The sequence below is a fragment of the Methylobacterium sp. E-046 genome (genome assembly GCF_022829625.1).
GTDB lineage: Bacteria > Pseudomonadota > Alphaproteobacteria > Rhizobiales > Beijerinckiaceae > Methylobacterium > Methylobacterium longum.
Map to the genome: position 1 here is coordinate 290,457 of NZ_JAKSYP010000212.1, position 12,954 is coordinate 303,410.

General features: G+C 70.3%; 11 protein-coding genes. 7 read left to right on the forward strand and 4 right to left on the reverse strand.

Going from position 1 to position 12,954, the window contains the following annotated elements; genetic code table 11:
* The 3 genes from fhcD to MKK82_RS23430 are packed head-to-tail and all read right to left on the reverse strand — an operon-like array spanning window position 1 to window position 3,686.
* On the reverse strand, window positions 1–948 hold the full coding sequence (gene fhcD, locus MKK82_RS23420; RefSeq protein WP_238285383.1) for a formylmethanofuran--tetrahydromethanopterin N-formyltransferase: 948 nt from the start codon (window positions 946–948) through the stop codon (window positions 1–3).
* Window positions 949–975: 27 nt separating this feature from the next.
* Window positions 976–2,622, reverse strand: a complete 1,647-nt coding sequence (locus tag MKK82_RS23425) for a formylmethanofuran dehydrogenase subunit A (protein ID WP_238285381.1) — start codon at window positions 2,620–2,622, stop codon at window positions 976–978.
* Window positions 2,616–3,686 (reverse strand): formyltransferase, encoded by a 1,071-nt coding sequence (locus tag MKK82_RS23430; RefSeq protein ID WP_243986962.1) that lies wholly within the window; start codon window positions 3,684–3,686, stop codon window positions 2,616–2,618. The genes MKK82_RS23425 and MKK82_RS23430 overlap by 7 nt, the downstream gene beginning before the upstream one ends.
* Before the next feature lie 500 nt (window positions 3,687–4,186).
* On the opposite strand from MKK82_RS23430, the gene MKK82_RS23435 reads away from it, so the two are divergent.
* The 7 genes from MKK82_RS23435 (at window position 4,187) to fae (ending at window position 10,965) form a co-directional block, all read left to right on the forward strand.
* Window positions 4,187–5,164 (forward strand): beta-ribofuranosylaminobenzene 5'-phosphate synthase family protein, encoded by a 978-nt coding sequence (locus tag MKK82_RS23435; RefSeq protein WP_243986963.1) that lies wholly within the window; start codon window positions 4,187–4,189, stop codon window positions 5,162–5,164.
* A gap of 86 nt (window positions 5,165–5,250) precedes the next feature.
* Window positions 5,251–6,144 (forward strand): NAD(P)-dependent methylenetetrahydromethanopterin dehydrogenase, encoded by an 894-nt coding sequence (locus MKK82_RS23440; protein WP_238285376.1) that lies wholly within the window; start codon window positions 5,251–5,253, stop codon window positions 6,142–6,144.
* 20 nt (window positions 6,145–6,164) lie between these two features.
* Entirely contained in the window at window positions 6,165–7,313 is a 1,149-nt protein-coding gene (locus MKK82_RS23445) for an ATP-grasp domain-containing protein (RefSeq protein ID WP_238285375.1), read from the forward strand.
* Window positions 7,313–8,287, forward strand: a complete 975-nt coding sequence (gene mch / locus MKK82_RS23450) for a methenyltetrahydromethanopterin cyclohydrolase (RefSeq protein ID WP_243986964.1) — start codon at window positions 7,313–7,315, stop codon at window positions 8,285–8,287. Before MKK82_RS23445 ends, mch begins: the two co-directional genes overlap by 1 nt.
* Window positions 8,288–8,476: 189 nt before the next feature.
* Entirely contained in the window at window positions 8,477–9,385 is a 909-nt protein-coding gene (locus tag MKK82_RS23455) for a RimK family alpha-L-glutamate ligase (protein ID WP_238285373.1), read from the forward strand.
* Complete coding sequence (locus MKK82_RS23460; RefSeq protein WP_238285372.1) at window positions 9,382–10,215, forward strand: triphosphoribosyl-dephospho-CoA synthase; 834 nt, start codon at window positions 9,382–9,384, stop codon at window positions 10,213–10,215. The genes MKK82_RS23455 and MKK82_RS23460 overlap by 4 nt, the downstream gene beginning before the upstream one ends.
* A 237-nt stretch (window positions 10,216–10,452) precedes the next feature.
* A complete protein-coding gene (gene fae / locus MKK82_RS23465) occupies window positions 10,453–10,965 on the forward strand; it encodes a 5,6,7,8-tetrahydromethanopterin hydro-lyase (RefSeq protein WP_238285371.1) in 513 nt (170 codons plus the stop codon).
* Window positions 10,966–11,805: 840 nt separating this feature from the next.
* Here fae and groL read toward each other — a convergent pair.
* Window positions 11,806–12,954, reverse strand: a 1,149-nt coding sequence (groL, locus tag MKK82_RS23470) for a chaperonin GroEL (RefSeq protein ID WP_243986965.1), incomplete at its 5' end; no start/stop codon positions are given.

Below are 12,954 nucleotides of genomic sequence, written 5' to 3' on the forward strand. Positions count from 1 at the left end.
TCAGCCCTCCTTCGTGGCGTCATGCGGCGCGATCAGGTCGCGCAGGTGGTAGTGATGGCGGCCGAGATTACCGCCGTAATTGCCGGCCGTGACCGCGACCAACCCGTGCCTGCTGCCGATTTCCGTGGCGGCGTGCAGGCCCGCGCGCATGGAATCGGACACGCCCTGCGAGGTGAGGGCGTCGATGACGATCTCCAGCACGACGCCGCACTCGGCCGGCAGCGCCGAGCCGGCACGGCCCTTCAGGGTCGGACAATAGGCGTCGTTGGTCGAGGCCATCATGCCCTTCGTCCGGCCACCGACCTTCGAGCCGGAGCGGACGATGCCTCCGGGGAACGGCAGGATCGCGCCGGGCACCGCCTTGGCGGCCTCGACCGCGATCTCCGCCACCTTCAGCGTCTCGGCATGGGTGCGGCCGAGGAACAGCAGGTTGCCGCCGCCGACCGCGCCATCGACGGCGCGGACCGTGTCCTCGCAGAGGAACTCGCCGTCCATCACCGGAATGCGCCAGTAGCGCCGCGCCTTGCCGGTGGCGTCGGGAAGGCGCTTGGCCACCGCGAAGCCGTCGCCGAAATAGCGGATCGCGCCGCCGAGCTTGATCTTGGTCGGCCCATCGACGCCCGCATAGCAGGCGGTGCCCGGACAGGTGAGGATGCACTGGCCGACCCGCTTGATCAGCTGGTCCTTGAGCCCGTTCGGCTCGAAGCCGAAGAGCAGGATGCGTACGCCCGGCCGCCCGTCCGGCGTCTCCTCCGGGGAGAGTTCGGCGTCGATGCCGGCTTCGGCGCCGCAGCCGATCACCGAGGTGGCGAAGCCCGTCATCGTGGTCGCGGCGATCATCGCCCACTTGGCGGTGTCGTTGGTGACGACGATGGCGGTACCGGCCACGTCGAACGCCTCCGCGAAGGTATCGATGACCGGGATGCCGTTGAGGGTGAGATCAGACATCGTTCTTCCCGCGGCTCGCCCCGCTGATCAGGCCCGGCATGGAACCGCCTCGAAGTTCTCGGTGCCCTCACCGAAAGCCGCATCCGGCACGGCGAAGCTGTCGAGCCCTGCGCCGAAGCGCTCCGTCAGGTAGGCATCGGCGCGCTTCTCCATCGCGTGGTCGGATTCCACCGTGAGCGAGAGCGTGCGGCCGGCGCGCCATTCGACCACTTCGCCGTCCTCGACGATCGGTACGCCGTCCTTCAGGACGAGCTTCGCGGCGGTGAACATCGCGGTGCGATCCGTGTCGTCGCCGTAGACCGCGACGTCCGCCCGGGCGCCCGGCCGCAGATGGCCACGGTCGGCGAGGCCCAGGAGCTTGGCGGGTCCGGAACGGGTCAGCTGAGCGATCTCCGAGAGCGAGTACTCGCGCTCGAGACCCGGCAATCCGGAGCGCTCGCCCACGATGGCCGGCAGCGTCGCGATCTCGCGGTCGCGCTCGGACTTGTCCATCAACAGGTGGATGATGCGCGGATACTGGGTGAAGGGTCCGCCGTTCGGATGGTCCGTGGTCAGGATCGTCCGCTCCGGATCGGTGGAGAGCAGCATGATCTCCAGGCCGATCGCCCATTGCAGCGAACTGGTCGGGCCCCGGGGCCGGTACAGGAACGGCACGACGCCGCCGCCCTCGGCATCGCCCGCGTTCAGCACCCACTTCTTCGGCTTCGCGCCCTTCCGGCCCGCGAACTGACGCAGGATGTCGAGGGAGACCGTCACCGTCTGCCCGAACACAACCTGCCCGATGTCGAGCGTGGCGTTCGGATTGTCGCTGATCGCCCGCGCGATCCGCTCGGCGGCCGACCGGAAGCCGCCGGTGCCGGGATTGGCCGGATCGGAGACCCCGTAGGCGTAGAACTGGGCGTGGGCGAAATGGATGCGCCGACCTTCCGCCGCATCGAGAGTGGCCATGAAGCTGTCGTCCGCTCCGGGCAGCCCGAGGTTGTTGCAGTGGACGTGGAGCGGGTGCGGTACGCCGATCGCCTCGACCGCGTCGAGGAGCGATCCCATGATCTGCCGCGTCGTAAGCCCGTAGCAGGGGATCTCCTCGTCCAGCGACAGGCGCAGCGCTCCGTCCTTGAAGGCAGAGGCGCCACCGGCATTGATGCACTTCACTCCGAGGCCGCGCGACTGGGCGACCGACAGGGCGACGAGGTCGCGCACGGCGTTGCCGCCCTGACGGTCCCGGAGGAGCTGGAGGAGCTGGTCGTCGTTGCCCATCACGGTGAGGGCGCCGCGGTCGAGAAGCGGGATGTCGGCGAGTTCGAGCTGCGTCCCAAGCGCGTGGGTCGGCGGCATCGCCGGCTCGACGGCCGTAGTGTAGCCCATCCGCGCATAGGTCGAGCCGATCCAGGCCGCGGCCCCGCCGGCATGGGCGAAGGGGTGGCCGTCGGGCGCCGCCTCACTCACGTAGAGGTCGGGCAGCAGCAGCCGCGACGTGATCACGTTGCCGCCCGCGATGTGCGAATGCACCTCGACGCCGCCCGCCATCACCACGCAGCCCGCCGCATCGATCACCCGGTCGGGCTCGCGGCCCGGCGGATCGATGACGCGGCCGTCCTCGATCCAGACGTCACCGACGGAATCGCGGGACGCGGTCGGATCGACGACGCGCCCGCCCCGAATCACGCTCAGCATGCGGGTTCACTCCTCGACGCGGCCTGATGCGTGCCGACGCGCTCCCTGAGGGCGGCCATCACCGCGGCGGCCGACGGGAGATCCGACGGCGCGGAGGCCGGCCAGAAGGTCAGCGCGGCGCGCTGCTCGTTCCACAAGACGCCACCATGGTCGCGACCGGGCTGGCCGACCGCGATCACCACCTTGGCGTCCTTCGCCTCGCCGTCCGCGACCAGCGCGATCGACGGCACGGCGGACAGCCAGTCCGGCCGCGGCACGGGCACCGCGCCCAGCCACAGCACGGCATCGACCTCACCCGCGGCGACCTGTCGGGCCGCGTCGAAGCGCCAGGGATCGTGCTCCGGCACGCGGCGCCCGAAGCCGCTGCGCGGCGCCTGCCCGGTGAGCCAGGCCGAGACCGGCACCACCGCCCGGTCCTGACCGACGTCGCCGCTGGCGAGGGTGAAGCAGCGTGTCGCCTCGCTCAGGTCCATGGCGAGGCCCTGAAGCATCTCGATTCCGGCCTCGCCCAGTTCGGCCGCATCGTAGAGGAGGACTCCGTACTGCGCGTCGGCCAGCCGGGCAGCGATCTGCCCCGGAAGCGCATCTCCGGCGAGATGGCCGCGGGCGTAGGCGCGCAGCACGCCGACCGCCTCCGGCAGGCCGCCCTCGGCCGGCCACGCCAGCGATGCCGCGGCGTTCGCCCCGACCGCGAGCAGCACGCGGTCCGATCCGGCTGTGCGCCCGCGGGTCGGCTTCGCATCGATCAGCCGCTTCAGGAGCGGCGCCTGCCACGCCGCATCCCCGACGACCAGGATCACGTCGGCGCGACCGACGGCCTCGGCGGGCGTCGTGGTCAGAGCGCCGACCCGGCTCAGCGACCCGAGCTCGGCATAGGTCGCCACCGATCCGGCGGTATCCACCGAGGCGCCGAGGCGTCCCGCGAGATCGTAGGCTGCGCGGATCGCAGCCACGTCGGCGCTGAGGCCGGCGATCACCGGCGCGCGCGCCTTGGCGAGCAGGGATGCGGCCGCCTCGATGGCGGTGTCCGCGTCCGTCGCGCCGCCTTTCACCCAGGCTGCCATGCTCCCTCTCGCAACATTCTTGCTTGGTTTCGGAGCGGGCGACGGCCGTAAGACCGGACGAAGCGGGTTCACCTCATCGGGAGGGTTCCCACCGGATCGGAATGGCTCGCCCGCCCGGCACGACCGGACGGACGGCAAACTCGGCGCGCCGTCGCGGGCCTAGGTTTGCATTCATCCGGCTATCGCGGCAAGGGGGTCCGGCGGCGATGTGCGTCGGGAAGTGGATTGCGCGAGTCGGTTTGCGCCGCTCAGCGTCGTCCCGTGTCGAGTCCCGGATCGCGGTCCGCCGGCGCTGCGTCCAATCCGAAACGAGGGCCCGGCTGCACCTTCATGGCCCCTACGCCCGCAGGGGTGGCGCGACGCAGGACCCGTCCCGGACGCCGGACGGAAGTTGCCGCCGAGCGGATCGAACGAGGCGCGTCCAAGTTGCCCGGCCGACGGGCCTCGTGTGACAAGCGCACCGTGGCTGCGCCGGACCTGTGGGATTCGAGGGATTTGTGTTGGGCGAGGTTCCGGAGCGGAACGAGGGGACTGAGGTCGAAGCCGTGCGGGTCGAGGCGCCGGCGCGGCTGCATTTCGGTTTCCTGGATCTGCATGGCGGGCTCGGCCGCCGCTTCGGCAGCATTGGCCTCGCCATCGATGAGCCGTTCCTCGCCCTGACCGCCCGCCGCGCCGTCAACTCGACCGTCACCGGGCCCGAGGCCGAACGCGTGCGCGGCTATGTCGAGGCGGCCGCCGCCCATCTCCGCCACCGGGGGAATGCCGCCGTCACGGTCGAGCGGGTGATCCCGGCGCATGCCGGTTTCGGTTCGGGGACACAACTGGCCCTGGCGGTCGCGGCGGCGATGGCCCGCCTCGCCGGAGAGCCGTTCGCGCCGGACGCCTTCGCGGCGACCCTGGATCGGGGTAACCGGTCCGGCGTCGGATTGCGGGCATTCACGGACGGCGGCCTGATCGTCGATGGCGGCCGCGGGCCGGACGGCGGGCCGCCCCCCATCATCGCGCGTCTGCCCTATCCTGAAGCCTGGCGGATCGTCCTCCTCCTCGATCCCAGCATGGCCGGGGTACATGGAACGCGCGAGGTCGAGGCGTTCCGTGATCTGCCCCGCTTTCCCGAGGCCCAGGCAGCGGAGATCTGCCGGATCGCGCTGATGCAGGTCCTGCCCGCGGTGGCCCTGGCCGAGCCGCAGGGCTTCGGCGCTGGCATCACCCGCATCCAGACGCTGATCGGCGACCATTTCGCGCCCCATCAGGGCGGCCGATACGCCAGCGCCGCGGTCGCGGGGGCGCTCGAGACCGTCGCCGCACAAGGTCTGTCGGGCTACGGCCAATCCTCCTGGGGACCCACCGGTTTCGTCCTGGTGCCATCCGAAACCGAGGCCCGCGCCGTCGTGGCGAGCCTCGATCGCGGTGGCCAGCTCCGGTTCGTCATCGCCCGGGGCCGCAACAGCGGAGCCGCGGTGACTGGTCCGGCCTGAGCCGCGCGTCCCGGACTTGACCCGGGCCGCGGCTCCGGGTTTGGACGGAGGTCAGACGCACTTGTCGCGCGCCGCACGAGGATTCCATGGCCCGCTCGATCCTCCACATGCTGACGCCGCTCCGGCACATGAGCCCGTTCGACGTGAACATGGCCGTCGATGCCGGCTTCGAGACGGTGGTGACCTACGCCGAGGTCAGCCTCGCCGACGTCGTGTCGCTGACTCAGGATTCGATCTTCTCGCGGGCGCCGGGGGACGGCACCCGCACGGGCATCTTCATCGGCGGCAAGAACGCCGAAGACGCCCTCGACATGGTCGATCGCGCCAAGAAGGCCTTCGTGCCGCCTTTCGTGAACCACGTCTTCGCCGATCCGGCAGGCTCGTTCACCACCGGCGCCGCCATGGTGGCGCAGGTCTCCCGCGCCCTGCGGCAGAAGTTCGGCACTGACCTCCGCGGCAAGCGCATCGTCATCTTCGGCGGTGCGGGCGTCGTCGCCTACGTGGCCGCGGTGATCGGCGCCCTGGAGGGAGCAACCACCGTGCTGGTCGGTCATGACGGCGAAGAGCGGGTGTCCAAGATCGCCTTCACGATGAAATGGCGCTTCGGCATCGAGGTGGGCGCCGTGGATGGAACCACGCCCGAGGATCGCCGCGCCGCCATCCGTGAGGCCGACGTGATCCTCTCCGCTGGGCCGGCCGGCATCCCGATCCTCACGGCGGAGGATCTGAAATTGGCGCCGAAGCTCCTCGTCGCCTCGGACGTCAACGCCGTGCCGCCGGCCGGCATCGCGGGGATCGACGTCAACGCCGTCGACGTGGCCCTGCCCGCCGGCAAGGGCGTCGGCATCGGCGCGCTGGCCGTCGGCAACGTCAAGTACCAGACGCAGCGGCGCCTCTTCGACCGGATGCTCAGCTCCGATACGCCGCTCTGCCTCGATTTCCGCGATGCTTACAGCCTGGCGGTCGAGATCGCCGGCTAGGCATTGCGAGTTTCCGTCGGATGACGGACGCAATCCTGGTCGCCGCCCAGGCCGGGCGCGCCCTGGCCGAGGCGGCGCGACGCGCCGGATTGCGACCCTTCGTGGCCGATCTGTTCGGCGACTCCGACACACGCGCCCTGGCGGACGGCTACCGGGCGCTGCCCGGGCGGTTTGGTGCTGCCTCGAACGCCGAGGCCACGTGCGCCGCCCTGGACGATCTGACGGAAGCCGCAGGAGGTGCGATCGGCCTGATCCTCGGCAGCGGCTTCGAGGATGCTCCCGACCTCGTCGCGCGCCTTGCTGAACGGCACAGGCTGATCGGCGCATCTGCGGGAACCATCGCGGCGCTGAAGGACCCCATGGCCTTCGCGTCTCTCTGCACCCGCCTCGGCGTGCCCCATCCAGCGGTTGCCGCGGGACCGTTGCCGGAGCCGGGGAAGTGGCTGCTGAAGCGCATAGGCGGCAGCGGCGGCAACCACATCCGGCCGGCCACGCGGGGACCGGCGCCGGCCTCTCACTACTTCCAGGCGTGTGTTCCGGGACGACCGCACGCCCTGAACTTCCTCGCCGATGGCCGAACGCTCCGCATCCTCGCCTTGACCGAGCAATGGTGCGCCCCGTCGCCGGTCCGGCCCTACCGATACGCGGGAGCGCTCGCCCGCGGCACGGGCGAGGCGGCGCCGCTCGCCCCCGGCTTAATGGCGACGATCGCCGCCGGGACCGAGCGGATCGTGGCCGCGACCGGGCTGCGCGGCCTCGGCAGCGCCGATGTCCTGGTCGACGGCACCGACTGGTGGCTGACCGAGATCAATCCCCGGCCGGGCGCGACGCTCGACATCCTGGACCGGTTCGCAACACCGCTGCTGACCGCCCACATCGCGGCCTGCCTGGGCACGATGCCGGATCCCGGCCCGCAACCGGCGGGTGCGGCGGCCGCACAGATCTGTTACGCGGACCAGGAGCTTGCGCCTGTCCCGGACCTCGACTGGCCGGACTACGTGCGTGACCGCCCGTGCCCTGGCACGGTCGTCCGCCGCGACGCGCCGCTCTGCACGGTGCTGGCCGAAGGCGTGGACCGGGCGGAGGTGCTCGCCCTGTTGGAAACGCGGATGGCGCGCTTGCGGGTCATCTGCGCGGCGATGACAACACACCCCGAGGAAGCCCTGTGATGAGTGCCAGCCAATCCTATCCCAGCATCAATGCCCTCTCGGCGCCGCTGGTCGAGCGTCTCGTGGCCGACGCCGCAACCCTGCGGCTCTCCGTGTCACAGGATGCGGGCGGCGCCCGGATGGTCGATGCCGGCGCCCAGGCCAGAGGCTCGATCGAGGCGGGCCGACGCATCGCCGAGATCTGCCTCGGCGGCCTCGGCACCGTGACGATCGCGCCGACCGGTCCGATCGCCTCCTGGCCCTACTCGGTGACGGTCCACTCCGCCGACCCGGTCCTCGCCTGCCTGGGGAGCCAGTACGCGGGCTGGAGCCTCGCCGACGAAGCCGGCGATTCCGGCTTCTTCGCCCTGGGCTCGGGGCCCGGCCGGGCGGTCGCCGCCGTGGAAGATCTGTACAAGGAACTCGGCTTCCGCGACTCCGCCACCCGGACCGCCCTCGTTCTCGAGGCGGCCGGCGGGCCGCCGGAGAGCGTGGTCGCCAAGGTCGCCGAGGCTTGCGGCCTACGACCCGAGGACCTGACCTTCATCTTTGCCCCGACCCAAAGCCTCGCCGGCTCCACTCAGGTCGTGGCCCGCGTGCTCGAGGTTGCCCTCCACAAGGCCCACACGGTCGGCTTCGACCTGCACGCCATCGTGGACGGGATCGGCTCCGCGCCGCTGTCGCCGCCGCATCCTGACTTCATCAAGGCGATGGGTCGCACCAACGACGCGATCATCTATGGCGGGCGCGTTCAACTGTTCGTGGATGCCGACGATGCGGACGCCAAGCAGCTCGCCGAGCAGCTGCCCTCCACGACGTCGAGCGACCACGGCGCGCCCTTCGCCGACATCTTCGCCCGGGTGAACGGCGATTTCTACAAGATCGACGGCGCCCTGTTCTCGCCGGCCGAGGCGATCGTCACGTCGATACGCTCGGGGGCTACCTATCGCGGCGGTCGCTTGGAGCCGACGCTGGTGGACGCATCCTTCGCCTGACGAGCGGGTGGGGATCCGGTGGCCGGCGGCGCGGCCGGTGGCCCCGGCCATCGGGGATCCGGCGTGAGCTGCTCCGCCTCTCTCCCTTCCCCGCCTCGGGGCGGGAGCGGATTCGTCCATCGGCCCGCCGCACCTCCTCGCTTCGCCTCCGATTCAGGCCGGCCACGGCCTTGACGATCAGGACCCCCAATGCGCATCGGGCTCGCGGCCGATAACGGCACTTGGCACAAGAACCGGCTGCTCGCGGCGCTGCGCGCGCAGGGGGTCGAGCCGGTGCTGTTCTCGCTCGCCGATGTGGCCGTTGTGACGGGTGGCGGCGAGCCCCTGCGGGTGCCGGGCTTTCTGGATACGCTGCCGGACGGCGTGCTGATGCGGACGATCGCGGGCGGCACCTTCGAGGCCACGACGATGCGCCTCGGCGTGCTGCACGCCCTCGTCGCCGCAGGCGTCACCGTCTGGAACACGCCGACCGCCATCGAGCGCTCCGTCGACAAGGCGGCCACCTCGCTCCTTATCGCCCGCGCCGGCCTTCCGACGCCGGCCACCTGGGTGTTCTCGAAGCGCGAGGCCGCCGCGGCCCTGGTCGCCGACGAGGCGCGTCCGGGCGCGCCCCTCGTCCTCAAGCCCCTGTTCGGGTCGCAGGGCGAGGGTCTCGCGCTGATCGAGCGGCCGGAGGATCTTCCGGACGAGGAGGCGGTGGCACGGGTCTACTACCTCCAGCGCTACGTTCCGCGCCACGACGGACTCTGGCGCGACTACCGGGTCTTCGTCTGCGACGGGCGGGCGATCGCCGGCATGATCCGCGAGGGGGACGGGTGGATCACCAACGTTCATCGCGGGGGGCGTCCGCTGACCTGGGCGATGCCGCGGGTGGCGGCTGAGCTCGCCGAAGCCGCGGCCGCCGCGGTCGGGGTCGATTATTCCGGCGTCGATCTCGTGGAGGACGGGGAGGGCAGCTTCTCGATCCTGGAAGTCAATTCTATGCCGGCTTGGTCGGGACTGCAGACCGTCTGCGAAGCCGACATCGCGGCGGCCGTGGTGCGCGGCTTCCTGTCCGCCGTCCGCGGCGCGAGCCGTCCCCGGCTCGTGGTGGCATGACCGCGCTCGCCCCCGCGCGGATCCGCTCGTTCTATCGGGCCGCCTGCCTGGCGGAGCTCGACGCCCTCAAGCCCGGCAACGTTCATGCCTTCGCCGCCGGCCACCGCATGGTGGTGGCCGACTTCATCACCAGCGCCGACGTGTCGGCCCCGGCCCTGGCGCAGGCGGGGGCGGGCGTCGGTGCGCGCGTCCACGGCGGCGTCGCCGCGACGATGGCGGCGGCAGGCCAGAACACCAATCTCGGCATCCTGCTCCTCTGCGCCCCCCTGGCCGTCGCGGCCGAAGGGGGAGCCTCCGTATCGGCGGTTCTCGGTAGCCTGGACAGCACGGATGCGGAGGCCGTCTACGCCGCGATCCGCCTCGCCAACCCCGGCGGTCTGGGCCGGGCCGGTAAGCACGACGTCGCCGCCGCAGCGCCGACCTCCCTGATGAGCGCGATGGCGGAAGCCGCGGATCGGGACCGCATCGCGCGCGCCTTCGTCAACGGCTTCGCCGACGTGACCGAGATCGGCCTCCCGGCGCTGCATGCGGCGCGGAGCCAGGGGCTCGATCCGGCTTGGTGCACCACCGCGGTCCATCTCGCCTATCTGCGATGGGTGCCGGACAGCCATATCGCTCGCAAGGCAGGGGCGGACGTGGCGGATTCCGTCCGTCGCGAGGCCGAAGCGGCCCTGGCGGGGCTGGATCTCGCGGCCAAGCCGGTCGAGCGGCTTCTCGCCCTGGACACGACGTTGAAGGCGCGCGGCCTCAACCCCGGCACGAGCGCGGATTTCACGGTCGCGACCCTATTCTGGGACGCCCTCGCAACCGCCGGCGCACGATTGGCCTGAACCGCGCGCGGGTTCCGCGGTTCCTCAGACCGGAGGATAGAAATTCCTTCGTGTCAGGGCCTTGCGCGGGTTGTGAGCCGCAGGGCCCCGCTGTAGGGTCCGCCGCGCTGTCCGGCCCAACCGGCTCGGCCCATCCGGCTCGGCCGGCATGGTCGGGCGCCGATAACAAGGATGGCTTCCCGGCCGCGGCACCGCCCGGCGCGCGGCTCTTTTTCGGAATCCAGGGAGAGACACCGAATGGCGAAGATCACCAAGGTTCAGGTCGGCGAAGCACTCGTCGGCGACGGCAACGAGGTCGCCCACATCGATCTCATCATCGGACCGCGCGGTTCGCCGGCCGAGTCGGCTTTCTGCAACGGCCTCGTGAACAACAAGCATGGCTTCACCAGCCTGCTCGCGGTCATCGCGCCGAACCTGCCGTGCAAGCCGAACACCCTGATGTTCAACAAGGTCACCATCAACGACGCCCGTCAGGCCGTCCAGATGTTCGGCCCGGCCCAGCACGGCGTTGCCAAGGCCGTGCAGGACGCGGTGGCTGAGGGCATCATTCCGGCGGACGAGGCCGACGACCTGTTCATCCTGGTCGGCGTGTTCATCCACTGGGAGGCGGCCGACGACGCCAAGATCCAGAAGTACAACTACGAGGCGACCAAGCTGTCGATCCAGCGCGCCGTCAACGGCGAGCCGAAGGCCTCGACCGTCACCGAGCAGCGCAACTCCGCGCAGCACCCCTTCGCCGCCAACGCTTAGATCGGGGACGGTCCTGGGCAGAGCGCGCCTCCGCCCGCACCGCGGGGCCTGCTCCAGCGACTGGCTTCGATCTTCTTAGGCCGATAGGTCCAATCTCGAACGGGACGGCGCAAGCCGTCCCGTTTTTTGTTGTCCGTACCTCGGCCCGCCCGCGGTGAGCGGCTCTGCCCTCGTCGCGGTCCACTCACCGGTCAGCGCGGCGAAGCGTGGCGCTCTGAACGCGTCACGCGCGACACCGGCGGGGCAGTCTGATCCCGTCGCTCGGGATGAAGCCGGATCCGGGCGGTTCGGGGGATCCATCCGGCACATGACCTTTGGCCCCACCACAGCCTGTCGGCGTGGCGAGATGGTCCGGCACAGACGATCTTGAGACGCGGCCCTGCGAGGGGCACCTCGGTGCATGCTCGCCCCCAGACACGACACAGCCTGTACCGTATCGGACATTGCCGCCCCGTCTGTTCAGGGGTTCGGCGGCCGAAGAAGCGCGGCCTGGAACTAAAACCAGTCGTGCAGCGGGCGGGCCGTCGTTCGGCCAGATGGAAACGCAGCAGACCACGCCGCACTTGATGCTGCGATCCTCAAATCTGAAAACATAAGCCTGACCAGCCCCTACTCGGCACAATCCGATGTCGGGAAGATCAGGGCTCGACTTCGATACAGAAGTGCAGGTGATGGCGGCATCTGGCACCGCGTCTTCACCGCCTTCCGGTTCCGATCGGCCGAGCCACGCTTGCCGTTCCTTTCGGTCTCGCCTTCGCCGGCTTGAGCGTCGGGTCGTTCTCATAAGAAAAGGGGCCGCCTTCCGGCGACCCCCTTCCTCGTCTCGACAGGTGACTGGACTTAGAAGTCCATGCCGCCCATGCCGCCGCCCGGCATCGCCGGAGCGGGGCTGTCCTTCTTCGGCGCGTCGGCGACCATCGCCTCGGTGGTCACCAGGAGGCCGGCCACGGAAGCCGCGTCCTGAAGGGCGGTGCGGACGACCTTGGCCGGGTCGACGATGCCGGCCTGGATCATGTCGACGTACTCTTCGGTCTGGGCGTTGAAGCCGTAGGTCTCGGAGCTCGTGTTGTCGGTGATCTTGCCGACCACGATCGAGCCTTCGACGCCCGCGTTCTGGGCGATCTGACGGATCGGGGCCTCGAGGGCCTTAAGCACGATCTTGATGCCGGCCTGGACGTCCGGGATGTCGGACTTCAGCTCGGCGACCGCCTTCTTGGCGCGCAGCAGCGCGGTGCCGCCGCCGGGGACGATGCCTTCCTCGACCGCCGCGCGGGTGGCGTTGAGGGCGTCGTCGACGCGGTCCTTCTTCTCCTTGACCTCGACCTCGGTCGCGCCGCCGACGCGGATCACCGCGACGCCGCCCGCGAGCTTGGCCAGACGCTCCTGCAGCTTCTCACGATCGTAGTCCGAGGTGGTCTCCTCGATCTGCGCCTTGATCTGCGCGATCCGGCCCTCGATGTCGGACTTCTCGCCGACGCCGTCGATGATCGTGGTGTTCTCCTTCTCGATGCGGACGCGCTTGGCGCGGCCGAGCATCGGGAGCGTCACGTTCTCGAGCTTGATGCCGAGATCCTCGGCGATCATCTGGCCCTTGGTCAGGATCGCGATGTCCTCGAGCATCGCCTTGCGGCGATCACCGAAGCCCGGCGCCTTGACGGCCGCGACCTTCAGGCCGCCGCGCAGCTTGTTCACCACGAGCGTGGCCAGGGCCTCGCCCTCGATGTCCTCGGCGATGATCAGGAGCGGCTTGCCGGTCTGGACCACGGCCTCGAGCACCGGCAGCATCGCCTGGAGCGAGGAGAGCTTCTTCTCGTGGATGAGGATGTAGGGGTCCTCGAGCTCGGCGACCATCTTCTCCGCGTTCGTGATGAAGTACGGGGAGAGGTAGCCGCGGTCGAACTGCATGCCCTCGACGACGTCGAGTTCGGTCTCGGCGGTCTTGGCCTCCTCGACGGTGATGACGCCCTCGTTGCCCACCTTCTGCATGGC

Excerpts from the sequence above, each read along its gene's own strand:
- fhcD (WP_238285383.1), bottom strand. The coding sequence starts at position 948 with ATGTCTGATCTCACCCTCAACGGCATCCCGGTCATCGATACCTTCGCG.
- MKK82_RS23425 (WP_238285381.1), bottom strand. The coding sequence starts at position 2,622 with ATGCTGAGCGTGATTCGGGGCGGGCGCGTCGTCGATCCGACCGCGTCC.
- MKK82_RS23430 (WP_243986962.1), bottom strand. The coding sequence starts at position 3,686 with ATGGCAGCCTGGGTGAAAGGCGGCGCGACGGACGCGGACACCGCCATC.
- MKK82_RS23440 (WP_238285376.1), top strand. The coding sequence starts at position 5,251 with ATGGCCCGCTCGATCCTCCACATGCTGACGCCGCTCCGGCACATGAGC.
- MKK82_RS23445 (WP_238285375.1), top strand. The coding sequence starts at position 6,165 with ATGACGGACGCAATCCTGGTCGCCGCCCAGGCCGGGCGCGCCCTGGCC.
- mch (WP_243986964.1), top strand. The coding sequence starts at position 7,313 with ATGAGTGCCAGCCAATCCTATCCCAGCATCAATGCCCTCTCGGCGCCG.
- MKK82_RS23455 (WP_238285373.1), top strand. The coding sequence starts at position 8,477 with ATGCGCATCGGGCTCGCGGCCGATAACGGCACTTGGCACAAGAACCGG.
- MKK82_RS23460 (WP_238285372.1), top strand. The coding sequence starts at position 9,382 with ATGACCGCGCTCGCCCCCGCGCGGATCCGCTCGTTCTATCGGGCCGCC.
- fae (WP_238285371.1), top strand. The coding sequence starts at position 10,453 with ATGGCGAAGATCACCAAGGTTCAGGTCGGCGAAGCACTCGTCGGCGAC.